A 25,721-nucleotide genomic window follows, 5' to 3' on the forward strand; every position below is an offset into this window, starting at 1 on the left:
TTAATTAATTGTTCTGCGCAACATCTTTCTCCTTAAAAATTAGGGACATCAAAACATACAACAAGATAACACAAGGTATTGCCATAAACTGAAGTAATACAAACAAAACAATTGTAAGCAATAAGAAAATATATCTGACTTTATTTTCAGCAAACCCCCAAGTTTTAAACTTAAGAGCAAACAGTCCAATTTCGGCATTTAATAAATAACAACTTATCAAAGTTAAACCGATCAAAAACCATTGATTTAAAATAACATCTGACATCCATGGATGCGTCTGATATCTGATGATTAATGGTAAACTTAAAATCAATAACGCATTTGCAGGAGTCGGTAAACCTATAAACGAGGTAGTCTGACGTGTATCGATATTAAATTTAGCCAATCTATATGCAGAAGCTAGTGTTATAAGCAAACCTACTAGTGACAAATAATTCAACCCAAAATCACTAAGTATAAAGTCATAAGAAATTACTTGACCAGAACCTTCAGAAACGCCCCGATAGGGGTATCCAAAAATCTTAGCAAGCATCTGGAACATCACTATTCCCGGAACTAAACCACTAGTAACCATATCCGCTAGAGAATCCAGCTGCAACCCTAATTCGCTTTGTACTTTCAAAATTCTAGCAGCAAAGCCATCAAAAAAATCAAAACCAATACCAAGCGCCACAAAAAGTGCTGCTAATTCTAAAGCCCCCTGAACTGCAAAGATGGTTGCAATACATCCACAAAGTAGATTAAGTAATGTAATAATATTAGGGATTTGCTTTTTAAGCCACATATGATTTGATTTTTGTGTAAAAATAGCAAACTATTTTCGTCTATTAACATAGGCTACACAATATGAAATCACAAATAAAGTTTATCATGTTGAAAAATAGTGAGATATTTGTCAAAAATTGCTTGGATTGAAAAGAATTATAATTGCATTACTACTTTTAGTTGTATCGTTTTCTTCGGCACAAACTAGAAAATATTCTAATGAGTTTCTAAATATTGGTGTAGATGCCGGTGCTTTAGGGATGGCGAATGCTGTAGTTGCTACATCTGGTGATGTAAACTCGGGATATTGGAATCCTGCAGGACTAATCCATTTAGAAGATAACCAAGTATCATTCATGCACGCAGCTTATTTTGCAAATATTGCAAATTATGACTATTTAGCTTTTGCGATGCCTTTAGATGAAAAAAGTGCTATTGCACTTTCCTTAATTCGTTTTGGAGTAGATGATATTTTAGATACAACCAGTCTTGTAGATGCTGATGGTAATATTGATTATACTAGGATCAATTTATTCTCTGCTGCAGATTATGCTTTTACATTTTCTTATTCTAGAAAATTACCTATAGAAGGGTTGAGTTATGGAGCGAATGCTAAGGTAATACGAAGGGTTATTGGAGATTTTGCCTCTTCTTGGGGATTTGGTTTTGACGCAGCATTACAATATCAAAGGAACAAATGGCAATTTGGAATTATGGTACGTGATATCACTACAACTTTTAATGCTTGGAATGTAGAAGATTTTGCTATTGGTGATCTAAACGGAGATGGTATTCCTGATGAAGATCAAATACCTCAAATTAGAGATCAAGAATTACCGGAAACAACAGAAATTACTATTCCCAAATTGCAATTTGGAGCTGCAAGAAAATTTGACATAGGCAAAAAATTCGGTTTAAACACTGAATTGGATATGAATGTACGTTTTGCAGAGACTAACGATATCATTTCCTCATCTGCAATTAGTATTACCCCGGCTTTTGGTTTTGAATTAGATTATTCTAAAATAGTATACCTGAGAGGAGGCGTTGGTAATTTTCAAAATATTGAACAATTTGATGGTTCTGACAACGTAGGATTCCAACCAAATTTTGGTATTGGTTTTCAATATAAAGGAATACAAGTAGATTATGCATTAACAGACATAGGAGATCAAAGTGCCGCTATTTATTCTAATGTATTTTCTATAAAAGTAGACTGGAGTATTTTTAGATAACAATATCACATATTCAATCATAACATTTTTTTAGCTTTGACTTAAAGTTTTGTAACGAAATAAGATTAATTTCGTTACTAAGACAGAACACTCCGTATGAAAAACATTTTACTTGCTATTTTATCTGGTTTATTACTTTCTATTGGATGGCCTACCTATGGTTTTCCTTTATTTCTATTTTTTGGCTTTGTCCCTTTATTAATTATAGAATACAAAACACGTAACAATAAACGTCATAAAACTCAAGTATTAGGCTTTGCTTTTCTAGCATTCTTTATATGGAATATGATTACCACTTGGTGGATATACAACTCTACTCCTTTCGGTATGTGGTTTGCAGAAATTGTAAATACATTATTAATGGCATTAGTATTTCTTATCTATCACATTATTGCCAGAAGATCATCATTTACTATTGGTGCAGTCTTCTTAGTATGCATTTGGATGAGTTTTGAATACCTACACCTGCAATGGCAGTTTTCTTGGCCTTGGCTTAATCTGGGTAACGGATTTGCCAATTTCACTTCTTGGATACAATGGTATGAATACACAGGTACTTTCGGAGGGACACTATGGATTTGGGCAGTAAATATTGGGCTATATAAAAGTGTTTTACTTTATATTGAACACAAAGAAAAGTCTATTTTGTATCGATCCGCGATAAAGAATGGACTTCTTATAATTGTTCCAATTGTAATTTCATTTATAATTCTAAAAACCTATACCGAAGAAGGTAAGGATGTAGAAGTTATTATACTACAACCAAATATAAATCCTTATACTGAAAAATATAACACTTCAGATGATCGTGTAGGTGCATTATTAAGCTCTCTTACCGCTAAAGAAATTTCCCAAAAGACAGATTTTATTATAGCTCCAGAAACTGTTTTTGCAGATAATAATAGACTAAAGAATTTTAATAATTCTATTGCAAGAAAAACAGCAAGTAGTATTATTAATAACTATCCCAATGCTAATTTTCTTTCAGGAATTTCCCTATTAGATGTATTTAGAAGTCCTGCTAAAGTTCGGCCACAAACAAATGAGCACAAAAGTGGAGTATTCTATGATGATTATAACTCTGCTTTCTTAGTAAGACAAGATGGAACAACAGAAATTTATAATAAAAGTAAACTGGTAGTTGGAGTAGAAAACTTTCCTTATCAAAGTGTTTTTAAACCATTAGTTGGTGACGCCATGATAGATTTAGGAGGTACTGTTGCCAAAAAAACAACACAAGATGATCGAGAAGTTTTCTTTACTAAAGAAGGTCTTGGTGCGGGCCCTATTATATGTTATGAAAGTGTTTATGGCGAGTTTGTTACTGGTTATGTGAGAAATGATGCTGATTTTCTTGCGATCATTACCAATGACGCTTGGTGGGGAGTAACACAAGGACATAAACAACATTTGGCCTATGCAAAATTAAGAGCAATCGAAACTAGAAGAAGTATCGCAAGAAGTGCTAATACAGGTATCTCTGCCATTATAAATCAAAAAGGTGATATTGTATCTTCTTTAGATTATAACGAACAAGGAGTTCTAAAAGGAAGTCTTAAAACTAATGAAAAAATCACTTTTTATGCAAAAGCAGGTGATTACCTAGCTAGAGTTGCTATTTTTCTAATGATCTTTATATTCCTATTTTCAATTACCAGACGAAGACAAAAAATCAATGCTTAGTAAGAGATAGTTTGAGCCTAAAAAAACAGTGAATTGCACTCTATTTAATTTATCTAAAACATTTAATAATTAACTCTATATGTTTTATTTCGATTGGTAATAACCGTACAACTTATTCTTAATCTTGTTACTCCTGATATTTGAAGTACTGGATCACCAGGTAATCCACCATACTCTACAATATACCCTTGAGCTTGATAAGCTCCGCCTCCTCCTGTAATTGGTAAATCATTCCATGAATTCTGAATACCAATAGTATCATCTGTTATATGCGCATAATTTTCTTGACCAGGTATTGCATCGTTAGGATAATCATTAGGCTCATTATTATTCCAAAATGCAAATTCACCAGGTGCTACAGCTCCTGTTTCATCTCCATTCCAAAATACTGTTCCAGCTTCTGGTCCAGTTTCCCACCTCCATTCACCTTCTCCCGAACCAAAATTATCACTAGCTCCTATCCAACCCGTCCCTGTAATTTGATCTCCAGCAAAAGTAGCCTCAATAGCACTCGTGAGTGTAGCCATATATCCCTGAAGTCCAAAAAAAGTTCTTAATTCTGCCTCATCTCTGGCATCATCCCATCGTATCCCTAAAGAAGGAATAAACTCATAATAATGACCTGTTTCCGGGAGAAATAAAGGAGATCCCAAAACTATAGAAAACTCTCTTAAACCATTAACAATAGGAGGTGTAGACGAAAAAACTGTAGCTAAAACAGCTGCCTCAAACTCTGCAAAAGTAGCTGGACCAGTTAATGTCAATCTTCCTTCTGTAACATCCCAGCTATCTGTAATATTGGGATGCACACCTGTTAATGTTAATAAATCCGATCCATTTTGGTATCCTGTAGATACCTGAATCGTAAGTTGTTCTAAATTTACATCATCAGGATCTGTAATAGAAATTGTCTCTGCCACTGGGGTAGAATTTGATCCATTGAGACAAAAGTGTCTATCTCCCGTTACAACAATCACCGGAGGATCATCTGGAAATATAGCTTCAATTTGTATATTATCGATCTCAGCAATATCGCCAGTACTAGTCCAAACAGTACTATCTGGATCTAGAAACCTTATTGTTGTATTTGCAGAAATATATGCTGTAATGTCTTCACTAAAAGTTCCTGTTGTGGTGCCAGTAAAACTACCTAAAGTATCAAAATTAATACCGTCATCCGACACCTGAATCAATAATTCTTCATTGGATTCTATGTTGTCTGTTTCCCAATCAAAAGATAATGTAGCGAATGTTGCTCCTGTTAAATCAGCACTCCTAGAGATAATTTCATTTCCAATTCTAAAGAATCTTAGTTTATTACCAGTAATACGTATAAAACCCGCTGCAGGATTATCATCATCATTGTCCTCGTTCCAATCACCGGACCAATTAGAGCTACCGTCATTATTACTATAAGAAACTGTATTAAATTCATCTCTATATATATCCTGAGCGGATAGAAAATGAATACTTAATAACAATAAGGGAATTACAAGTAGTTTTTCCTTCATAGGCAAAGTTATAATCGGACTTAAGGATTGAAAATATACAAAAAAAAGAAAAAAGAATATTTAAATTATATTCAAAAGAAATATTATACCTCCAGTAAAACCTTTCATAGAATCTATTTCTATTTATCTTTGCGTCAATTTTAAAATAAATAAGTGAATTACGTATCAGTAGAAAATATTGCTAAATCGTTTGGAGAACGCATCCTGTTTCAGAATATCTCTTTTGGAATTAATGAAGGTCAGAAAATAGGTTTTATTGCAAAAAATGGAACAGGTAAAACATCTCTACTCAACATTGTTGCTGGTGATGAAGAACCTGATAATGGTCAAGTCGTATATAGAAAAAATCTAAAAGTAGCTTTTTTACCTCAAGAACCTAATCTAGATCCTAATCTTACTATCGAACAAACCATTTTTGCTGCTGATAATGATACTTTACGAGTAATAAACACTTATGAAAAAGCGCTGCAGAATCCTGATGATAGCGAAGCTTACCAAAAAGCTTTTGAGCAAATGGATGCTTTGAATGCGTGGGATTTTGAAACACAATACAAACAAATTCTTTTTAAACTAAAGTTAGAAAACCTAAATCAAAAAGTAAGTTTACTTTCTGGAGGTCAAAAAAAAAGGTTAGCACTTGCTAATATTCTACTCAGTAAACCTGAATTATTGTATCTGGATGAGCCTACCAACCATTTAGATTTAGAAATGATTGAATGGCTTGAAGAATATTTTGCCAAAGAAAACTTCACTCTTTTTATGGTGACTCACGATCGTTATTTTCTAGAAAACGTTTGTAATGAAATTGTAGAACTTGAAAACGGAAAATTATATAGCTACAAAGGAAATTACGCCTATTATCTTCAGAATAAAGAAGCTAGAGTCGCTAATGAAGAAATTGAAACCAACAAAGCAAAACAACTTTATAAAAAGGAGTTGGATTGGATGCGAAGACAGCCTAAAGCTCGAACTACAAAATCAAAATCAAGAATTGATGATTTTTATGAAATAAAAGAACGAGCGCATAAAAGAAGAAATGATCATGAAATACAATTAGAAATAAATATGGAACGACTAGGAAGTAAAATCCTAGAAATCCATAAGGTTTCTAAAAGTTATGAAAACCTTGTTCTTTTAGACAAGTACGAATATGTTTTCCGAAAAGGAGAACGAGTTGGAATTATTGGTAAGAACGGAACCGGAAAATCAACGTTTCTAAATATGATTACCGGAGCTACCCAACCTGATCAAGGTAAAATAGTGATTGGAGATACTGTAAAATTTGGTTACTACACCCAAAAAGGTATTACTATCAAAGAAGGGCAAAAAGTAATAGAAGTAATCAGAGAGTTTGGTGACTATATCCCTTTGAAAAAAGGAAGGCAGATTTCTGCACAACAACTATTAGAACGTTTTTTATTTGACCGTAAAAAGCAATATGATTTTGTAGAAAAACTGAGTGGTGGTGAACGAAAACGATTATATCTGTGTACTGTTCTAATACAGAACCCTAATTTCTTAATACTTGATGAACCTACGAATGATTTAGATATTGTTACTCTAAATGTTTTGGAAAATTTCTTATTAGATTTTCCTGGCTGTCTAATTGTAGTATCACACGATCGTTATTTTATGGACAAAATAGTAGATCATCTATTTGTATTTAGAGGAAATGGAGTAATAGAAGATTTCCCTGGTAATTATTCGGATTATCGTATTTACGAAAATAGTCGACCACCAGAAAAAACTAAATCGATTGACACGGAACCAAAAACAAAGACATCTTGGAAAAAAGATAATAAGACCGCTTTGTCCTATAATGAACAAAAAGAATATAACCGTATCGAACGTGACCTAAAGAAATTAGAAATTCAGAAAAAAGATATAGAGAAACTTTTTGCAAATGGTTCTTTGGAAGGAGATAAAATTAATGAAGAGTCAGCGAAGCTAAAAGAGATTATAGATAGTATTGAAGAAAAAGAAATGCGATGGTTAGAACTTTCTGAAAAAATGGAATAGATACTTATACTTATTACTTCATTCATGTTTTTTAAAATCAAGTCTTATTTTCAGTTTTTAATTAAATCTACTAACCAACACGGCGTACATTCCCCTTTTGTTTATAATTTGGTTACTAAGTGTTTTTATGATTCTAAAAAAAAAGACGCATATCCCAGAATAAAATCAATTCTTAAAAATAATACTGTTGATATAAATTTTAAGAATGCTAAACTTATAAATCGATTAATACCATATCTAGATTACAAATCGGTTTTAATCCCTGAAAAATCCTCTAATAATATTGCAGAGATTTTAACCATTAACAATTCCATTTCAATTTCTAATTCTGAAGCCAACAACAAAGAATACGATTTCATATATCTAAACATCAACAAACTGAAAGAAAACACAGAATATTTAGAAACATTATTCTCTAGAGTTCATAATGATTCTCTGCTTCTTTTACAGGCCATACATTCATCGAAGGAACATCAGCTATTTTGGAAAAAATTACAAGATCATTACAAGGTTAAAGTTACTATAGACACTTTTGATTTAGGCTTTATTTTTTTTAGAAAGGAACAAGAAAAAGAACATTTTACAATTAGAGTGTAACAACTTCTTCATTGATGCGTCATATAAGCTAAAATCGTATCTTACGGCTATAATTAATTCATCGCATGGAAAACGTTATCGATATTAAAGGTATCATTAGAAACTTTCAATTAGGTCAAGAAACAGTGTATGTACTTAAAGGCATTGATCTAGAAATAAAACGAGGAGATTATATCGCTATCATGGGACCTTCTGGATCGGGAAAATCTACACTTATGAATCTTTTAGGTTGTTTAGACACCCCAACAGATGGCACCTATAACCTTAATGGAAATGATGTTAGCAAAATGACGGATGACGAATTAGCAGATATTAGAAATAAAGAAATTGGTTTTGTATTTCAGACTTTTAATCTTCTACCAAGAACTACAGCCTTAGATAACGTAGCACTGCCTATGGTTTATGCTGGAACCTCTAAAAAAGATAGAAATGCAAGAGCCGAAGAAGTATTAACAGATGTAGGCTTAGCAGATCGTATGGATCACAAACCAAATCAACTTTCTGGTGGTCAACGACAACGTGTTGCGGTTGGTCGTGCATTGGTTAACAAACCTTCCATTATATTAGCAGATGAACCTACTGGAAATTTAGATTCCAAAACTTCATTAGAAATCATGCAGTTATTTGATGATATTCACGGAGCTGGTAACACTGTAATTTTGGTAACTCATGAAGAAGAAGTAGCTGCTCATGCGCATCGTGTAATACGATTACGTGATGGTGTCATTGAGAGTGATACCAGAAACAGATAACTTATAATTTCAGGTTAGTATCGTAAAAATATTAATTCGTATTTTGGTGTTTTACTAATTCGAATTTTTATATGCAACCCATACATATTCTACTTTTAATCGCCGCTTACTTTGGTGTATTACTTTTAATTTCATATTTCACAGGAAAAAGTTCGGGAAACGAAGCCTTTTTTAAAGCGAATAAACAATCTCCTTGGTACGTAGTTGCTTTTGGTATGATCGGCGCTTCATTAAGTGGAGTTACATTTATTTCTGTTCCTGGATGGGTTGAAGGGGCACAGTTTAGCTATATGCAGATAGTTTTTGGATATCTGGTTGGTAATTTTGTTATTGCATATATCTTAATGCCAATTTACTATAAGTTAAACGTCACCTCTATTTATCAATATCTAGAAGAAAGATTTGGAGTAGTAAGTTATAAAACAGGAGCTTTCTTCTTCTTTATATCTAGAGTTTTAGGTGCTTCTTTCAGACTCTATCTTGTGGCAATTGTATTACAACAATATATTTTTGACGAATGGAATGTACCTTTCGAAATTACCGTTATACTTTCTATACTATTAATCTGGATATATACCTTTAGAGGAGGGATAAAAACAATCGTTTGGACTGATACGTTACAGACATTATTTATGTTAATCGCCTTAGGAACCGCAATCTATTATATTAATAATCAAATAGGATGGTCTTTTTCAGAATTTCTCTCTTCGGAAGAATTAAAAAATTATGATAAAATATTTTTCTTCGATAGCTTTTTAGAAAAGAATCATTTTTTCAAGTCATTTATTGGTGGTATGTTTATCGCCATCTGTATGACTGGATTAGACCAAGATATGATGCAAAAAAATCTAACCTGTCGTAACTTAAAAGAGGCACAGAAAAACATGGTTTCTTTTAGTTTTGTATTGATTGTGGTCAACTTTATTTTTCTTTTACTAGGCGCTTTATTATTCATATATGCTGATCAATTTAATATTGCCACCCCAGTTGTAGATGGAAATGTAAAAACGGATTTGTTGTTTCCAGAAATCGCAATTAATGGCGGATTAGGCATCGTATTAGCTGTTGCATTTATACTTGGATTAATTGCTGCTGCATACAGTAGCGCAGATAGTGCTCTAACATCACTAACAACTTCTTTCTGTGTAGACTTTTTAGGTATCGAGAAAAAAGAAAAGCAAGATCAAGTAGCGATTCGAAAAAAAACTCATATTGCCATGAGTGCCTTGTTAATCATCGTGATTATAGTTTTTAAGCATGTATTAACGGAAAATGTAATCAGTAATTTACTAACCGTAGCTACTTTTACTTATGGTCCACTTCTAGGTTTATTCGCATTCGGAATTTTTACTAATTATAAAATCAAAGATAAATACACGTGGATTGTAGCTTTAATATCTGTTCTAATTATTATTGGAGTATGGAAAATACCTTCTGAATTCATTGGTGGTTATAAAATCGGTTATGAATTACTTCCACTCAATGGATTACTAACATTTCTAGGCCTAATACTGATTCGTAGAAAGTAACACCAAAGTACAAGCTACTTCTATATCTATATTCGCTTGTCTTAAAACCTTATAAAGCTCTGGGTTTTCAGTTCCTGGATTAAAAATGACTCTTTTTGGATTAAGGCCTACTATATATTTGTAGTATTGTTCTTGACGGGTAGGATTTAAATATAAAGTAACTGTATCGACATTTTTGAAATCCATTAAATCTGTTTCAATTTGAACTCCTGATACTTCCCCTTTACGCAATCCAATGGCTACAACATCATGATTAAAACGAACCAGTTTATTTATTGCCAAATTAGAATATCGATTGGATTTTAAAGAAGCACCTAATACTAAAGTTTTTTTTTTGGATGTCATACGTATTAATTTGATTGCAAAATAAAGTTAATCTATCCATTAAAAGTTAAAAATAAAGGCTAAAATGTTAAAAACAAAAAACAGGTGTAACATAAGTCTTACCACTCACGTCTTATAGGTAAAGAAATATGATTTTTCATAAATTTAGTTAGTTAGTTACTTAATAATCAAATTTTATTCATAGTTGATGGTTAGTGTTACTATTTGATTATTATAAGAAGACCGCCCCTAATTAAGGGGCGGTTTTTGGTTATATAATTTATTGTTAAAAAAAATTATTAGTGTAACAGATTTTATAATGAATCGTCATATATCAAACACACGATTAATCAACGTGTTTAAAACAGGGAAAACAAATGCCTTTGTATTATGTAATACAAAGTACAATGCTTAGCATAATTATCAATCAAATAAACGTTCGAAATGAAAACAATCAATCTACCTAGCCAACAGGCAGGCCAAAAAGCAATCTTATTATTTTTATTATTTTGCTTTTCTCTTGTCATAGCGCAACCCAGTAATAATGTAATACTAGGAACAATCTCAGGAAAAGTAATTGACAAAAACCTTAACCAACCTATACCGTACGCAACTATTATAATTAATGATGGCGCTGACAAATTAATCAGCGGAGGTATCACTACAGAAGATGGCACATTTTCAATTACAGATATCCCCAACGGAAATTACATTTTAAAAATACAGTTCATAGGATATAAAAGTCATAGTCAACCTATCGAAATTTCTAAAAAAAGTAAAGACATTAATGTTGGCACTGTTTCATTAGAAGAAGAGGCACAAGCTTTAGATGACGTAACTATCATAGCTGAACGTACAACCATTGAACAAAAAATAGATCGAAAAGTAATTAACATCGGAAAAGATCTAACTACTACTGGTGGTACAGCAGCAGAAATAATGCAAAACATCCCATCTGTAAACGTGGATCAAGATGGTAATATAGCACTACGTGGTAACCCAAATGTTCAAGTTTTAATTGATGGCAAGCCAACAAATATCTCGCCAACTCAATTATTGAAACAAATACCTTCAACCTCTATTAAATCAGTTGAACTTATAACGAATCCATCTGCTAAATATAACCCAGAAGGTATGAGTGGAATCATTAACATTGTATTGCGTAAAAACGCTAATATTGGATTTAATGGAAACATAAATCTTGGAGTAAACTGGGATGAGAATGCTAGATTTAACAGTTCTATAGACCTAAATTACAGAAGTGGAAAAATAAACGTCTATGGAAATTATGGCGCAAATATTACAAAAAATTTAAATCAAGGGTTTGTATTTAGAGGCGACCAAAATTATAGAACCGATTTCCGTTTTCAGGATAATAATAAATCACATTTATTCAAAGTAGGTTTTGATTATTATATAAATGAAAAAAACACCATATCATTATACACCAATCAAAACATATTTGATGGAAAAACTATTGGAACTACCGACATTTTGTTTTTTGACAACCCAGAAAATAACATTTTTCAGGATCTAATCAATAAAAGTGACAATTTAGGATCTACTTATAATTTTGATTATAAACATGATTTTAAAAAAGAAGGGCATAATATAGAATTAGAAGTTGATTATAATGTTTTTGAAGGTGACAGCAATGATGATTTTAATTTTGTAGGAGGATTAACTCCCAATTATGATGATATATTGGACAACGAAAGAACGAATACAACAATCAATCTTGACTATGTAAATCCATTATCAGAAAAAGCCAAATTAGAACTAGGATATGAGGGACGATTAAGACGTACAGATAATGAATATCGCTCTACACTTTTTGATGATTCTAAATATCGTTATGACAGAGATATTCATGCTATATATGCTACTTACGGTAAAAACTATGAAAAATGGTCATATCAAGTGGGAGCTAGATTAGAAAACTATCAAGTAGAAGCTATTTTTAATAATGAAAAAGTATTTGAAGATGATATTTTCACAATCTATCCTTCTGCATATTTGACATATACACCTGGAGAAAAAAATAGTTACCAGTTAAGCTATAGTAGACGAGTGGATCGTCCTGGTCTTAACCAAGTAAACCCTATAAGAGAATGGAGTACACCACGGATTACCTCTAGAGGAAACCCCGAATTAGATCCACAATTCACAAATTCGGTCGAATTAAATTATACACGTAAGTTGACTGGAGGTTCAATTACTGCAGGTACATTTTATCGTTTAATTAATGATGAAATTAATCAAACCTTACTAGCCGATCCAACGGTAGAAGAAGGACAGATACTTACTTTTGAAAATTTTGACAATAACTCTGCATATGGAATAGAAATTTCAAGTAATTATCGCCCTACCAAATGGTGGAATTTTAATGCTAGTTTTGATTTATACGCACAAACACAAAAAGGAATTGTAGAAGATATTGTAGAAGTAAATGGAATGGACGAAATAGTTCAGGTCGCTAGTGAAGTTGATGCCGTTGTCTATAATTTTAGAATGAACAACAATTTTAAAGCTACTAAAAATCTTACTTTTCAAATATTTGGATTTTATCGCGGAGAACAAGAAGGTATTCAATTTAAGACAAAACCTTTCTATTTTATTAATACTGGTGCTAGATACAATTTCTTACAAGGAAAAGGAACTGCAAGTATTAACTTTAATGATATTTTTAATACCATGCGTTTTAGATTCTCAGGTGATTTTCCTTTTGAACAAAACGGACAATTTCAAGGAGAGACGCAGACAATATTCCTTGGATTATCATATCGTTTTGGTAGCGGAAAGAATAGAAAAGTTTCAAGGAAGAGAAGAGACAAAAATGAAAAAAGTGGCGGCGGAATACTCTAAATCAATCAATTAATATGTTAAATTCATAAAATATCTCTATAATATTTGTTAAATTTAAGTATTAATTAAAAAAAAGATTAGTTAGTTAAATATTCGTAAAAAACACACTGTTTTTGTAACACTATCCGATTTGTTACGTCTATTATAGTACCATTTGGTTATAATTTATTTGAATTAGCCTTTAAAAAAAATAACCCAAGTGCATATAAAAAATCGCGAAACATTGTTTCGCGATTTTTATTTTATTTATTTCCTTATAATACTACCATTTGATAATAGCACTTCCCCAAGTAAATCCGCTTCCAAAAGCTGCTAACACTACAAGATCACCTTCTTTAATTTTTCCTTCTTCCCAAGCTTCGGTTAAAGCTATTGGAATTGAAGCAGCAGTAGTATTTCCATATCGTTGAATATTATTATAAACCTTATCATCAGACAATTTAAATTGTTTCTGAACAAACTGAGATATTCTAAGATTTGCCTGATGCGGAATTAACATGTTAATATCCAAAGGAGTAAGATTATTTTTCTGTAATCCTTCATTAATAACTTCAGAAAAACGAACTACTGCATTTTTAAACACAAATTGTCCATTCATATATGGATAATAAGGAATATTTTCTTGATCATTCTCTGCAATGATTTCTGGCACCCAATGATCTGTACTAGGACCTTCTAATGAAAGTTCTTTAGCATGTGCTCCTTCGCTATGTAAGTGAGTAGATAATACGCCACTCCCATCTTCTTTTTCATTTCTAGATAGAACCATTGCTCCTGCTCCATCTCCAAAAATAACAGAAACTCCTCTACCTCTAGTAGTCATATCCAATCCCCCACTATGATTCTCACTTCCAATAATCAAAACATTTTTATACATACCCGTTTTGATAAATTGATCAGCCACAGATAATGCGTACACAAATCCACTACACTGATTACGAACATCTAAGGCTGGCACAGTTCCCATATCCATCATATCCTGAACTCTTACACCACCACCAGGAAAGTACATATCCGGACTAAGTGTCGCAAAAATAATTAGATCAATATCATCTTTTGTCAGCTCAGCCCTTTCTAAAGCTATTTTTGCTGCTTTTACTCCCATTACAGAAGTACTATTTCCATCTCCTTTCTTGATATGTCGTCTTTCTTTTATTCCAGTTCGTTCTTGAATCCAAGCATCATTGGTATCCATTACCTTAGAAAGATCGTCATTAGTTACAACATTCTCAGGAACATAGCTCCCTAATCCTGTTACTTTTGAAGTATACATATATTTTTAATATTGAGTGTGTATTGTGTGCAATAATAGCTAAATACTAAAGTTGCTAAAAAACTGCAGAGCAAGATATGTATTCTTATGTTTTTGATAAAAGAAACCGCAATCTTATTGTATGCACGCATAATAAAATCCCCATATTCTTTATTTGTATGCTAAATATAGTCCAAGAAAATAATATGTTTATTGGAAAAACTAAAACAAAAAGGCACAGTTAAAACTTTAATATTTCTTTTGATATTTTATTTACATTATCAGTAACTTCAACCTTATACATCCCAGAAGGAAAAGGATTTAGAGACAATTTATTTCTTATAGATAAATTATTTTTTGATTTTATAATTTGCCCTTCTTTATTATATAAGACATAAGAAACGTTAGCATCTTCTTCATCTAAATCAATATAAATAGCATTTGAAGATTGAATTAAATATACCGAAAATGTATACTCTAAAGTTTCCTTTAAATCATTTTGAAATATAGAATGTGTATTCATATTAAACTATTTTATTTTTTAAAACAATAACGCTTAGTACTTTAGACAGAACTAATATTAATAATCATGGTGACTAAAACTACTGATTTAAAATATCTGAGTAGAGCGAAAATTTTTTATAAAAATCACTTTTTTCGACTAATGACTAATGACTAATAAAATCTACAAACGTATGTCAATAATAATTTTGAATTATCTTTTTCTAAAAAAAACAGGAAAACGAATTAAATGATTTTTAGTTTCTAATAGAATAACTAATAAAACGATTAGTGTTACGATACCAACATTGGAAAAATCCCTTGTTCAAAATTCGAAATAAAGTTTATGCTTATGATATAACACAAAACTACTTTCTATCAAATAGTACGGTATATCGACAAAAGAGTTTACAAAATGTTAAAATACCCGTTTGAACATACAATAACATTTGTTAAATTAAATATAAAATATCGTTAATTTAACATATTAAACACCTTAATTAAAGATAATTAAAAAAATTTAAAAACATAAACATGCGTTAAAACCATATTTTAATTCTTGTTAAACCATATTTAATATCGAAGTGTAATTCCTACATTTGACCCGAGGCTGTTATCATAGTAAAAATTCAAAAAGAGCAACCAACTCTAAATCGTAAACTATGAAAACTATATTAAAGTTTTACCATCTTTATTTAGACAAATCCTATTCCGTTTTAATCAGGAATCAGCGGGTTCAATGCTAAGGAATGTATCATGAATAAATTTGATAGATTCCATCGTGTATTAACCAAAACCTCTCTATTCCTAATTGCTTTAATAATCACCTTACTTATTGTCTACATAATTCTTCGAGTTTTTTAAGGATAAACATGTAGAAGATTAAAAACACATATAATGATTCATTAACCTATAAAATACAGAAAAACCAATCTAGTAAACCCTGAAAATCTGTTAGTTAAGATAGCAGCCTCAATTTTCAATATTTCACAGAATTGGTTCCGGGAACTATTATTTAGTTCCCGGTTTTAAAAAAACCATAAACGCAATACTTTATTTTGGTGTTTTAAAGTGCACAGCGGGTTATTTAGTATTGTCGTTTTACCGGAGGTTTTGTATTAATGAGCCTCCGGATTTAATTTGTCCCCAACCAAAAAAATATCTTTGAATTAAACTTAACGCACAATCATCAAATTTAATTTTAAAAGGTGTTTTCCGGGAGCTAACCCCATAGCTTCCGGTTTTTTTTTAAGGAATGTTTCTTTATATAATTAAAGCTTAAAAAAGCGAAAGGCACGCCAACCACAGCATGCCTTTCTAACAACCTAACCAATAAATAAACAAACCATAGTCAGTCGATTGACCGACTAAAGGTAATTTTCAAAATTTTTAACACGAATCGTTGATTTCAGATCGTGTAATAAATTGTATAAACCGAAAAATGTTCTATTGATATACAGGAAATGCTTACTTCCTCTATTACCATTCATCTTTCTTAACTCTGTATCTTTAGAATACTTTTCACTTAAATCTGTTATTTTATTCCAAAAATCTTCATCGGCAAAATCAAAAACCTCTTCATTAAAAGGTTTAGTGAATAGACTAAGCATTTCATAGAACAACTCCGAGAAAAATGCTTTCTCTTCTGCCGAGTCATCTTCTCGGAGTATTTCCAGTTCGAACATCTTTAGAGCAAAAAAATCGGGATTCTCGATATTTTCTTTATCAGCTAACTCAAAATATGGAGTATAAAACTCTAAAGGAACTTTTTTGACGCAACCGAAATCGATTGCTATTAAATTATCGTCTTTATCTACAAGAAAATTCCCTGGATGAGGATCGGCGTGCACGGCTTTCAGTACATGCATTTGATACATATAAAAGTCCCAAAGTGCTTGCCCAATTCTATCAGCTTTTTCTTGATCAGTATTTTCTTTTGCAAATTCGCTTAAGTGAACACCATCCATCCAATCCATAGTGATGATCCGTTTACTGGATAAATTTTCATAATAATTCGGGAATCTTAAATTAGGAATCCGCGAACAAGAACCAGTAATATCTTTGCTTTGCTGTACTTCTAAAACATAATCGGTTTCTTCTAGTAGCTTACCTTCTAATTCCTGAAAATATTTATCAGAATCTTTCCCTTTTAAATTAAACATTCTGATGGCGATGGGCTTTACCATCGCCAGATCAGAACTTATACTGTCTGCAACTCCAGGATATTGAATTTTCACAGCAAGTTTTTTCCCGTCTTTAGATGCCTTATGTACCTGTCCGATACTGGCAGCATTAACAGATTGAGTTGCAAACGTATCATATAATTCTTCCGGATATTTTCCGTGATATTTCTTAAATGTTTTTCTTACCAGTGGTGCAGATAATGGAGGAACGCTAAACTGTGCTAACGAAAATTTCTCCACATACGCGCTTGGTAAAATATTTTTTTCCATTGAAAGCATTTGCGCAACTTTCAACGCGCTACCTTTTAAATTTTTTAACCCATCATAGATATCAGCGGCATTACTCTCATTTAATTGATCTCTTGTAATATTAGGGTTTACTGCTTTTTTACTATAATATTTTAGATAATTACCACCTACTTTAACTCCTGTCTTTACAAGTTCGGTAGTTCGTCCAATTTTTGATGTAGGTATTTTATCAATTGTCTTCATATTCCTTTTCTATTCTTTAATTTTCTATAAAATATCTAGTTCCACATCGTTTTTTCTTTCCATAGAAACTTTCCAAAATCCAACACACTACTTAAAGGTGTATTGTCGAATAAATCGAAAATTGTATGTACTGATTTTTCTATAGCAACATCTGTTTTTTCGAATCCTGGAGATTCATCTTGCATCCAGAATTTTAAAAGAAATAGAAACTGTAACCAAGCTCCTTCTGAATATATAGACACCGGATTTTTAGCTATCCTAAACATTTTATCATCATTATCAACCTCAATTAATTCCTTAGCAAAATCCTTAATATGATTTCGTAAACTTTTTAATTGTCCTAAATTTTTAAGTGGCATTTCATGATATTTCAAAACTAAAAGAATATAACTCCTATTTAGTGTTAGTAATTCAAAAAAAGTGAAGAAAAATGTTAGCATTTTATCCTTACTTGATAAAGAATCATATTCTTTATTCCCATTCATTGCATCTATAGTAGTACTAAAAAAAGTGTTCCAAATTCCTTTATTTACACTGTCCAAACTACCAAAAAACTCATAGAACTCTTCCTCCTTAATTTTTGACTCTTTACAAAATTTGTATACCGATTTAGGGTACTTATCATGTTCGAGTACATAGTTCATATACTTCGTTATAATGTACTGACTATCTACAGTTTGTTTCTTATTAGATGCTGCCATAATTCTCATTTTACAGAGTAAAGATAATAATTGTTTAACTTTTTGTAAAAAAACTTGAACAAAAAAATTGTTAAAGTTGTTTCATAAAAAATGAAACTTAATTTCTCTTCTTTCTAATAGACGAAATTGTATTAATATACTTACGTTTTTGTATTCACAATTTTATTTCAATGTCAGTTTGTCAGCAAAATATAATTGGTATTTTTTTTGACTATAGAGAATCACAATAGTGATAATTAAAACTAAAACATAAAAAAATGGCAACAGGAAGTATTAATGTGTCGGTAGAAAACATTTTTCCTTTGATTAAAAAATTCTTGTATTCGGATCATGAGATCTTTTTAAGAGAATTAATATCTAATGCAACAGATGCTACGTTAAAATTAAAGCACTTAACTAATATCGGAGAAGCTAAAGTAGAATATGGTAATCCTAGAATTGAAGTTAAAGTAGATAAAGAGAATAAACGATTACATATTATCGATCAAGGAATCGGTATGACAGCCGAAGAGGTTGAAAAATATATCAATCAAGTCGCTTTTTCTGGCGCTGAAGAATTTTTAGAAAAGTATAAAGACAGTGCTAAAGATTCTGGTATAATAGGACATTTTGGGCTTGGTTTTTACTCTGCGTTTATGGTTGCAGAAAAAGTAGAGATCATTACCAAATCTTTTAAAGATGAACCAGCTGCCCATTGGACTTGTGATGGTTCTCCTACTTACACTATAGAAGCTCATGATAAAACCGAAAGAGGTACCGAAATTATACTTCATATTGGAGAAGAAGAAACTGAATTTCTTGAAGAAAATAGAATCAGTGAGTTATTAGTAAAATATAACAAGTTTATGCCTGTTCCAATTAAATTTGGAACTAAGACAGAAACATTACCAAAACCTGAAGGAGCAAAAGAAGAAGATCCTGCACCTACAGAAGAGGTTGACAATATTATTAACAATCCAAGTCCAGCCTGGACAAAACAACCTTCTGAACTAAAAGATGAGGATTATAAAGGATTCTATAGAGAATTGTATCCAATGCAGTTTGAGGAACCTTTATTTAATATTCACCTTAACGTCGATTATCCATTTAACCTTACTGGGATTTTATATTTCCCTAAGCTTGGTCAGGATATGAATATGCAGAAGGATAGAATTCAATTATATCAAAATCAGGTATTTGTAACGGATAATGTAGAAGGTATTGTTCCTGAATTCCTTACGATGCTTCGTGGTGTTATTGATTCTCCTGATATTCCTCTAAACGTTTCTAGATCATATCTACAAGCTGATGGCGCTGTAAAAAAGATTTCTAGTTACATTACTCGTAAGGTAGCAGACAAATTAAATTCTTTATTCAAAAATGATAGAGAAGATTTTGAAAAGAAATGGAATGACATCAAGGTAGTTATTGAATACGGGATGCTTTCTGAAGACAAATTCTTTGAAAAAGCAGACAAATTTGCATTATATCCTACTGTTGATGATACTTTTTTCACTTTTGATGAATTACAAGAGAAAATTAAAGATAGTCAAACAGACAAGGATAATAAGTTAGTAGTCTTATATGCATCTGACAAAGATGAGCAACATGCGTACATATCAGCTGCAAAAGATAAAGGATATGAGGTATTATTACTAGACTCTCCTATCGTTTCTCATTTGATCCAAAAATTAGAAACTAGCAAAGAGAATATTTCTTTTGTTCGTGTAGATGGTGATCATATTGATAATTTGATCAAAAAAGATGAAGAAACTATCTCTAAATTATCTGATGAAGAAAAAGATAGCCTGAAGGCTGATTTGGAAAAGGTTATTCCTGCTGAAAAGTATACAGTACAGCTAGAAGCTATGGATAGTAATGCTTCGCCGTTTATGATTACACAACCAGAATTTATGCGTCGTATGAAAGAGATGCAACAAACTGGAGGTGGTGGAATGAACATGTTTGGTAATATGCCGGAGATGTACAACCTTATAGTAAATACTAATCATGATTTAATTAGTGAAATAAAGGACACTAAAACTGATAAAAAGAAAGAACGCCTAATCAAGCAATCTCTTGACCTAGCAAGACTTTCTCAAAATTTACTAAAGGGTGAAGAATTAACTGAATTCATCAAACGTAGTTTTGAAATGATTAAATAATTAAAGAAAAGCGTGTACTTTTTCTTCTTTTAAGATTTTTAAATTAGAAGAATTAAGCTTTTTGGATATAAATTATAAGACCGCTTCACTGTCTAACAGTAGAAGCGGTTTTTATTTCTGATCTATACATGTATTACATATTTTATTATTTTTACAACATCACTCCTTTCTATTAAGATAATAAGACAAAATGAGAACTAAAATTTATCTTTTCATATTAATACTCTGCATTGGTTTTAATACGAATGGACAAGAAATCGTGTCAGGCTATTTACATATAGAAAACCCAAAAGATTGGGAACAAGAAGTACATCTAAGTAAGGTAGAATTAAATGAAAGTAATAACAGCTATACATATACTCCAATAGCGTCATCGGATATTTCTGAAAAGGGATACTTCGCTTTTGATCAAAAATGGTTTAATACTACTGATCATATATACAAAATCCACCTCAACCCTATATCAGAATCAAAAAATAAAGAATTAGTTAAAAATTCTAAGTTATTCATTTTATCAAAAAATGATTCTATTCATTTCGAAAAAGGAGAAACATTATTTGCAAATTATTCTACCAATAACCAAGCTGATAAAGAATGGCAACAGTTAAAGAAATTTGAATCTAAATTTGAAAGTTTACACGATAACTTTGATACTGAAGAATACTTGCTAAGGACAAAAGGATATATAAAAGACTCTTTACAAATACTATTGGTAAAATTAATCAGTATTAAAAAACTTGATGATAAAAAATTACTAGAAAAGGACATTAAAGAAAATACCGCATATTATAACAGCTTATTAAAAGAATTAAAATCTAGCGAAATTGATCCTTCTTTATTTATATATCTTGAGAACAAGCTTTCTTTAGTTGATAAAAGAATTACTGAAAAAAAATATTCTTTAAGTATGTTCTTAAATGGGATTGCTGGGTTTATTATATTAACGCTTGTCTTTTTAATTATAAGAAAACGAAAAAAAGGAAATAGTGCGCCCATAAGTGCATTAAGCAATCAAGAAAACACTATCAAAGAGTTAATTATTTCTGGAAAGAGTAACAAGGAAATTGCTAATGAGTTATTTATTAGTATCAATACAGTAAAAACTCATATCTCCAACATTTACAGCAAGTTAAACATAAGTAGTAGAAAAGAATTATTAGTTAAAAAGTAAAATCATACCCGTACTAGTACTTTATTACGACTTCTAAAATCACATTTTTTTTAATATATACGCTTCTTTTGATTACCAAAACAAAGGCTATCAAAACGAATGAATATTTCTCTTTTTAAAAAATGGAATTTATTACTTGGCTGGACCGTATTTACTATTTCTTTGGTAGTCTATGTAATAACTGCTGAACCTACAAATAGTTTTTGGGATGTAGGAGAATACATTTCTGCTTCTTCTAAATTGCAAATTGGACATCCTCCAGGTGCTCCTTTATTTCAGATGATCGGTGCATTTGCTTCTCTTTTCGCTACTGCTCCAGAGCAAATAGCATATACCTTAAACATTACCTCTGGAATTGCAAGCGCATTTACCATATTATTCATGTTTTGGTCGATTACCTTGCTTCTTAAAAATCTAGCAATTTCTAGATCAAGTTTTACAACTAGCTCAGCCATAACAATACTAGGTAGCGGCTTTACTGGTTCCTTAGCATTTGCTTTTACAGATAGTTTTTGGTTCAATGCAGTAGAAGCCGAAGTATACGCAATGGCTACTCTTATATTATCGGTTATGTTCTATTTAGGGCTTTTATGGCAGCGAGATATGTATACCCGTAACGGAAATAAGTGGATCATTCTAATTTCATTTATTATTGGGCTGTCTTTTGGTGTTCATTTTATGGGATTGCTTTCTATCCCAGCAATAGGTTTGTTATATTATTTCAAAAATTATAAAACTGTAACGTTCAAAAATTTTATTGTTGCTAATAGTATTGTTGTGGCTGCATTACTTTTCATTTTCAAAATGTTACTCCCCTACACATTAGCATTTTTTGGAACTTCGGAAATATTCTTTGTAAATTCTATTGGATTGCCTTTTCACTCAGGAACAATAATAGCAGGTACAATCTTGATCATTTGTTTTTATGTAGGTCTACGATATACTAGAAAAAAAGGGTATCCTTTGGCTAACACTTCTCTACTCTGCATTCTTTTTATTCTAATAGGATTTTCTAGTTGGTTAATGATTCCGGTTAGAGCAAATGCAGGTACAGTTATCAATGAAAACAATCCAAATAACGCTCGAGAATTATTAGCTTATTATAATCTAGAACAATATCCAAAAACTCATCTGTTTTACGGGCCTCAATTCTCTGAAATCTACGGAAACTTAGATGAGCAAGAACCCTATTTAGACGATAAACCTAAATATGAAAAAGATTTAAACACAAACAAATATGTGATTGTTAATGATTGGAAAAATGCCCGACAAAACTTGGATAATGCTCATAAAACTTTATTACCAAGAATGTGGAGCACTGAACATATTAGCAATTATATGTTATTCAGTGGACCTTTAGAATTCTCTGTTAAAAATGAATATCAAGATCAACAAGAACTGATTGAAACAGTCATTGATTTTAGAAAAAAGTATGCGTCTGGCGCATTAGATTATGATGATTATCACAAGTTCTTAGAATCATTTGGTCAGTTTTTAGATATAAAACCACCTTCTTTCTTTGATAATGTATCCTATTTATTTCAATACCAAATCAACTATATGTATTGGAGATATTTTATGTGGAACTTCGTTGGAAGACAAGATGATGTCCAAGGCAAGTTATCTTCTTTGCATGGAAACTGGCTCAGTGGAATCCCTATTATCGACGAATCCCGTTTGGGTTCTCAAAATAATTTACCAACAGATACATTAAAAAATAAAGCAAGAAACACCTATTACTTTCTTCCTTTAATTTTAGGATTAATTGGATTTATTTTTCACTTCCAAATTGATAGAAAAAATTTCTGGGTATTGCTAGTATTCTTTTTATTTACAGGATTGTCATTAAAAGTATATCTTAATGAAAGACCTTTTGAGCCAAGAGAAAGAGATTACGCCTTGGTGGGTTCTTTTTATGTGTTTGCTATTTGGATTGCATTTGGAGTCTATGCCCTTTTTGATATCTTAAAGAATCAGATTAATACTAGAAAAGCTGCATATTTAACTCTTGCAATTTCATTACTTGCCGCACCTTCATTATTAATTTCTCAAAACTGGGATGATCACGATCGATCTAATCGATATACTGCTCAATCCTCTGCAAAAACGTATCTATCTTCTTGTCAGAAAGATGCTATTTTATTTTCTATTGGAGATAATGATAGTTTTCCATTGTGGTATACACAAGAAATAGAAGGCTATCGAACAGATATACGGATTTTAATTACGAATTTATTGGCTACAGATTGGTATGTTGATCAAATGAAGAAAGCAGCCTATGAAGGTAAACCTGTTCTTTCGGGATTAGAGCATTCATTTTATGCCTATGGAAACAACGATGCTATTTTCTTTAAAGAGGTAACAAAAGATACCATGCATATTAAAAACTGGATGAGATGGATAACCTCTAATGATCCAAGAACGAAGGGTGAACTTATGAATGGAAAAACAGTATCTACCTTTCCTACTAAAAACATTAGGATTCCGGTTGATAAAGAGACGGTGTTAAAAAATGGAATTGTATCAGAAAAAGATGCCGATAAGATTGTACCCTATATAGATATTCATTTAAAAGGAAATTACATCCCAAAACATAGATTAGTCATGTTAGATATCATTGCGAATAACAACTGGGAACGTCCTATTTATTTCACAGGAGGTAGTTTTGGTGATGACGATTACATCTGGATGAAAGATTATTTACAGCTAGATGGAATGACCTATAAACTTGTCCCTATTAAAACAAAAGTAAATCCAAACAATCCTTATCAATTAGGCAGAGTGAATACGGATATTATGTATCAAAACGTAAAAGCTTGGGACTGGGGAAATGGAGATAGTACAGAAATTTATCACGATCCCGAAACTAGAAAAAATGGGATATCATACAGGACCAATTTAGGCAGACTCGCAAATCAATTAATAAAAGAAAATCAGTTGATTAAAGCAGAAGAAATTCTAGATTTAGGAATAGAAAAAATGCCTTTGGAATTCTACGAATATTATACTCCTTTACACGATTTTATAAATAGTTATTATCAGATAAGTAAACATGAAAAAGCAAGATCTCTTTGGAAACAAGTAGCTAAGAAATATCAGGAACAATTACAATATTTTGCAAATCTATCCTATGAAAATCAACAAGAACATTTTGAAAGTATTATGGATAATATAGCATATTATAGAGATCTTATAGACACACTTGTTGAAAATAAAGACACTGACTTAATCGATACAGAAATAGATTTATTTAACAGGTACATAGGCTTATTTCCGAGATTTTTCACAAAACAGGAAAGACCTACATTAGAAGATGAAGAAAACTTACTAAAGGAATTAAAATCAGAACAAGAAATTGAATGAAAAAAATAATATCTTGTATGCTTTTAATTGATTAAAAAACATACAAGATATATGAGACTGGCTTTATTTTTTCTTTTTGTAAGTTATATTTCTGTAAATGCGCAGCGCAAGGATATTGAGGTAGATATTGGTGATTCTTTTCCAGCTTTCGAATTGAAAAACTTAAACAATAAAACGGTTACTCTTGAAGATTTAAAAGGAAAAGTTATTTTCTTAAATACATGGTTTAATGGATGTAAACCATGTGTTGAAGAAATGCCAGAACTTAACAAACTTAGTAATAAATATAAAGATCGAGTACTATTCTTATCAATGACTTTAGATAATAAAGAGGAAACCAAAGAATTTTTGAAAACACATCCTTATAATTTTGAACATTTAGTAGATGCAGAGCCTTTTTTAAAGGATGTACTAGGTAGTAAAGCATATCCAAGAAATATTATCATAGACAGGAATGGAAAAATTCAGTTTATCACCTATGGATTGCCTCATATCAAACGTCCAGAAGATAAAGAACCAATAATGTCAGATTTTACTTTTTTTGAGAAACCACTTTTAAAAGTATTGTCTCTATAGTTTTCTTATCATATTCTTCTTTAAAGACATAAAAAAACCTCCTGACCCAAGTTTTCAG

18 protein-coding genes are annotated in these 25,721 nt (G+C 31.3%); 11 read left to right on the forward strand and 7 right to left on the reverse strand.

Annotated features, from left to right (window positions below; all coding sequences use genetic code 11):
• Nucleotides 1-4: 4 nt before the first annotated feature.
• On the reverse strand, nucleotides 5-784 hold the full coding sequence (locus NMK29_RS14560; protein WP_108803537.1) for a phosphatidylcholine/phosphatidylserine synthase: 780 nt from the start codon (nucleotides 782-784) through the stop codon (nucleotides 5-7).
• A 127-nt stretch (nucleotides 785-911) separates the two neighbouring features.
• Here NMK29_RS14560 and NMK29_RS14565 point away from each other — a divergent pair, with 127 nt between their 5' ends.
• Together NMK29_RS14565 and lnt are read left to right on the forward strand one after the other, a co-directional pair.
• Nucleotides 912-2,000: a PorV/PorQ family protein gene (locus NMK29_RS14565; RefSeq protein ID WP_027392322.1), complete on the forward strand. Its 1,089-nt coding sequence runs from the start codon at nucleotides 912-914 to the stop codon at nucleotides 1,998-2,000.
• A gap of 96 nt (nucleotides 2,001-2,096) precedes the next feature.
• Nucleotides 2,097-3,683, forward strand: coding sequence for an apolipoprotein N-acyltransferase (gene lnt / locus NMK29_RS14570; protein ID WP_108803536.1), 1,587 nt, complete (start codon nucleotides 2,097-2,099; stop codon nucleotides 3,681-3,683).
• 62 nt (nucleotides 3,684-3,745) lie between these two features.
• Here the strand turns inward: lnt and NMK29_RS14575 are convergent, their stop codons facing one another.
• On the reverse strand, nucleotides 3,746-5,194 hold the full coding sequence (locus NMK29_RS14575) for a hypothetical protein (protein WP_108803535.1): 1,449 nt from the start codon (nucleotides 5,192-5,194) through the stop codon (nucleotides 3,746-3,748).
• 153 nt (nucleotides 5,195-5,347) lie between these two features.
• Between NMK29_RS14575 and NMK29_RS14580 the strand changes: the two genes are divergently transcribed.
• From NMK29_RS14580 to NMK29_RS14595, 4 genes are all read left to right on the forward strand, one after another.
• A complete protein-coding gene (locus tag NMK29_RS14580; protein ID WP_108803534.1) occupies nucleotides 5,348-7,213 on the forward strand; it encodes an ABC-F family ATP-binding cassette domain-containing protein in 1,866 nt (621 codons plus the stop codon).
• Nucleotides 7,214-7,237: 24 nt separating this feature from the next.
• Nucleotides 7,238-7,810, forward strand: a complete 573-nt coding sequence (locus tag NMK29_RS14585) for a hypothetical protein (protein WP_234424271.1) — start codon at nucleotides 7,238-7,240, stop codon at nucleotides 7,808-7,810.
• A gap of 65 nt (nucleotides 7,811-7,875) precedes the next feature.
• Nucleotides 7,876-8,562: an ABC transporter ATP-binding protein gene (locus NMK29_RS14590; protein WP_027392326.1), complete on the forward strand. Its 687-nt coding sequence runs from the start codon at nucleotides 7,876-7,878 to the stop codon at nucleotides 8,560-8,562.
• A gap of 71 nt (nucleotides 8,563-8,633) precedes the next feature.
• Entirely contained in the window at nucleotides 8,634-10,091 is a 1,458-nt protein-coding gene (locus NMK29_RS14595) for a sodium:solute symporter (RefSeq protein ID WP_108803533.1), read from the forward strand.
• Here the strand turns inward: NMK29_RS14595 and NMK29_RS14600 are convergent.
• Nucleotides 10,068-10,436, reverse strand: a complete 369-nt coding sequence (locus NMK29_RS14600; RefSeq protein WP_108803532.1) for a CoA-binding protein — start codon at nucleotides 10,434-10,436, stop codon at nucleotides 10,068-10,070. The genes NMK29_RS14595 and NMK29_RS14600 overlap by 24 nt on opposite strands.
• Nucleotides 10,437-10,859: 423 nt before the next feature.
• Here NMK29_RS14600 and NMK29_RS14605 point away from each other — a divergent pair, with 423 nt between their 5' ends.
• Nucleotides 10,860-13,280: a TonB-dependent receptor domain-containing protein gene (locus NMK29_RS14605; protein WP_108803531.1), complete on the forward strand. Its 2,421-nt coding sequence runs from the start codon at nucleotides 10,860-10,862 to the stop codon at nucleotides 13,278-13,280.
• A gap of 262 nt (nucleotides 13,281-13,542) precedes the next feature.
• Here NMK29_RS14605 and NMK29_RS14610 read toward each other — a convergent pair whose 3' ends face one another.
• The 4 genes from NMK29_RS14610 to NMK29_RS14625 all read right to left on the reverse strand — a co-directional run bounded on the left by NMK29_RS14610 (nucleotide 13,543) and on the right by NMK29_RS14625 (nucleotide 18,409).
• Nucleotides 13,543-14,553, reverse strand: a complete 1,011-nt coding sequence (locus NMK29_RS14610) for a 3-oxoacyl-ACP synthase III family protein (protein WP_108803530.1) — start codon at nucleotides 14,551-14,553, stop codon at nucleotides 13,543-13,545.
• Nucleotides 14,554-14,773: 220 nt separating this feature from the next.
• On the reverse strand, nucleotides 14,774-15,055 hold the full coding sequence (locus NMK29_RS14615) for a T9SS type A sorting domain-containing protein (RefSeq protein WP_108803529.1): 282 nt from the start codon (nucleotides 15,053-15,055) through the stop codon (nucleotides 14,774-14,776).
• 1,345 nt (nucleotides 15,056-16,400) lie between these two features.
• Entirely contained in the window at nucleotides 16,401-17,708 is a 1,308-nt protein-coding gene (locus NMK29_RS14620) for an AarF/ABC1/UbiB kinase family protein (protein ID WP_108803528.1), read from the reverse strand.
• Nucleotides 17,709-17,743: 35 nt separating this feature from the next.
• Nucleotides 17,744-18,409: a TetR family transcriptional regulator C-terminal domain-containing protein gene (locus tag NMK29_RS14625; protein WP_108803527.1), complete on the reverse strand. Its 666-nt coding sequence runs from the start codon at nucleotides 18,407-18,409 to the stop codon at nucleotides 17,744-17,746.
• Between the two features lie 257 nt (nucleotides 18,410-18,666).
• Here NMK29_RS14625 and htpG point away from each other — a divergent pair, with 257 nt between their 5' ends.
• The 4 genes from htpG to NMK29_RS14645 all read left to right on the forward strand — a co-directional run bounded on the left by htpG (nucleotide 18,667) and on the right by NMK29_RS14645 (nucleotide 25,663).
• Nucleotides 18,667-20,553, forward strand: a complete 1,887-nt coding sequence (gene htpG / locus NMK29_RS14630; protein WP_108803526.1) for a molecular chaperone HtpG — start codon at nucleotides 18,667-18,669, stop codon at nucleotides 20,551-20,553.
• Nucleotides 20,554-20,743: 190 nt separating this feature from the next.
• Nucleotides 20,744-21,724, forward strand: a complete 981-nt coding sequence (locus NMK29_RS23850) for a LuxR C-terminal-related transcriptional regulator (RefSeq protein WP_108803525.1) — start codon at nucleotides 20,744-20,746, stop codon at nucleotides 21,722-21,724.
• 99 nt (nucleotides 21,725-21,823) lie between these two features.
• Nucleotides 21,824-25,087 carry a protein O-mannosyl-transferase family gene (locus NMK29_RS14640; RefSeq protein WP_108803524.1) on the forward strand — a complete coding sequence of 1,088 codons (3,264 nt, stop codon included), beginning with the start codon at nucleotides 21,824-21,826 and terminating at the stop codon, nucleotides 25,085-25,087.
• Between the two features lie 51 nt (nucleotides 25,088-25,138).
• The gene (locus NMK29_RS14645) at nucleotides 25,139-25,663 is read left to right on the forward strand and encodes a TlpA disulfide reductase family protein (protein ID WP_108803523.1); all 525 of its coding nucleotides are present in this window, start codon (nucleotides 25,139-25,141) and stop codon (nucleotides 25,661-25,663) included.
• The last annotated feature ends 58 nt before the right edge of the window (nucleotides 25,664-25,721 follow it).

Source organism: Aquimarina sp. Aq107 (assembly GCF_943733665.1).
Taxonomy (GTDB): Bacteria; Bacteroidota; Bacteroidia; order Flavobacteriales; family Flavobacteriaceae; genus Aquimarina.

Bases quoted from the DNA above. Each gene is read 5' to 3' on its own strand.
- NMK29_RS14560 (WP_108803537.1), bottom strand. From the start codon at position 784: ATGTGGCTTAAAAAGCAAATCCCTAATATTATTACATTACTTAATCTA.
- lnt (WP_108803536.1), top strand. From the start codon at position 2,097: ATGAAAAACATTTTACTTGCTATTTTATCTGGTTTATTACTTTCTATT.
- NMK29_RS14575 (WP_108803535.1), bottom strand. From the start codon at position 5,194: ATGAAGGAAAAACTACTTGTAATTCCCTTATTGTTATTAAGTATTCAT.
- NMK29_RS14585 (WP_234424271.1), top strand. From the start codon at position 7,238: ATGTTTTTTAAAATCAAGTCTTATTTTCAGTTTTTAATTAAATCTACT.
- NMK29_RS14590 (WP_027392326.1), top strand. From the start codon at position 7,876: ATGGAAAACGTTATCGATATTAAAGGTATCATTAGAAACTTTCAATTA.
- NMK29_RS14595 (WP_108803533.1), top strand. From the start codon at position 8,634: ATGCAACCCATACATATTCTACTTTTAATCGCCGCTTACTTTGGTGTA.
- NMK29_RS14600 (WP_108803532.1), bottom strand. From the start codon at position 10,436: ATGACATCCAAAAAAAAAACTTTAGTATTAGGTGCTTCTTTAAAATCC.
- NMK29_RS14605 (WP_108803531.1), top strand. From the start codon at position 10,860: ATGAAAACAATCAATCTACCTAGCCAACAGGCAGGCCAAAAAGCAATC.
- NMK29_RS14610 (WP_108803530.1), bottom strand. From the start codon at position 14,553: ATGTATACTTCAAAAGTAACAGGATTAGGGAGCTATGTTCCTGAGAAT.
- NMK29_RS14615 (WP_108803529.1), bottom strand. From the start codon at position 15,055: ATGAATACACATTCTATATTTCAAAATGATTTAAAGGAAACTTTAGAG.
- NMK29_RS14620 (WP_108803528.1), bottom strand. From the start codon at position 17,708: ATGAAGACAATTGATAAAATACCTACATCAAAAATTGGACGAACTACC.
- NMK29_RS14625 (WP_108803527.1), bottom strand. From the start codon at position 18,409: ATGGCAGCATCTAATAAGAAACAAACTGTAGATAGTCAGTACATTATA.
- htpG (WP_108803526.1), top strand. From the start codon at position 18,667: ATGGCAACAGGAAGTATTAATGTGTCGGTAGAAAACATTTTTCCTTTG.
- NMK29_RS23850 (WP_108803525.1), top strand. From the start codon at position 20,744: ATGAGAACTAAAATTTATCTTTTCATATTAATACTCTGCATTGGTTTT.
- NMK29_RS14640 (WP_108803524.1), top strand. From the start codon at position 21,824: ATGAATATTTCTCTTTTTAAAAAATGGAATTTATTACTTGGCTGGACC.
- NMK29_RS14645 (WP_108803523.1), top strand. From the start codon at position 25,139: ATGAGACTGGCTTTATTTTTTCTTTTTGTAAGTTATATTTCTGTAAAT.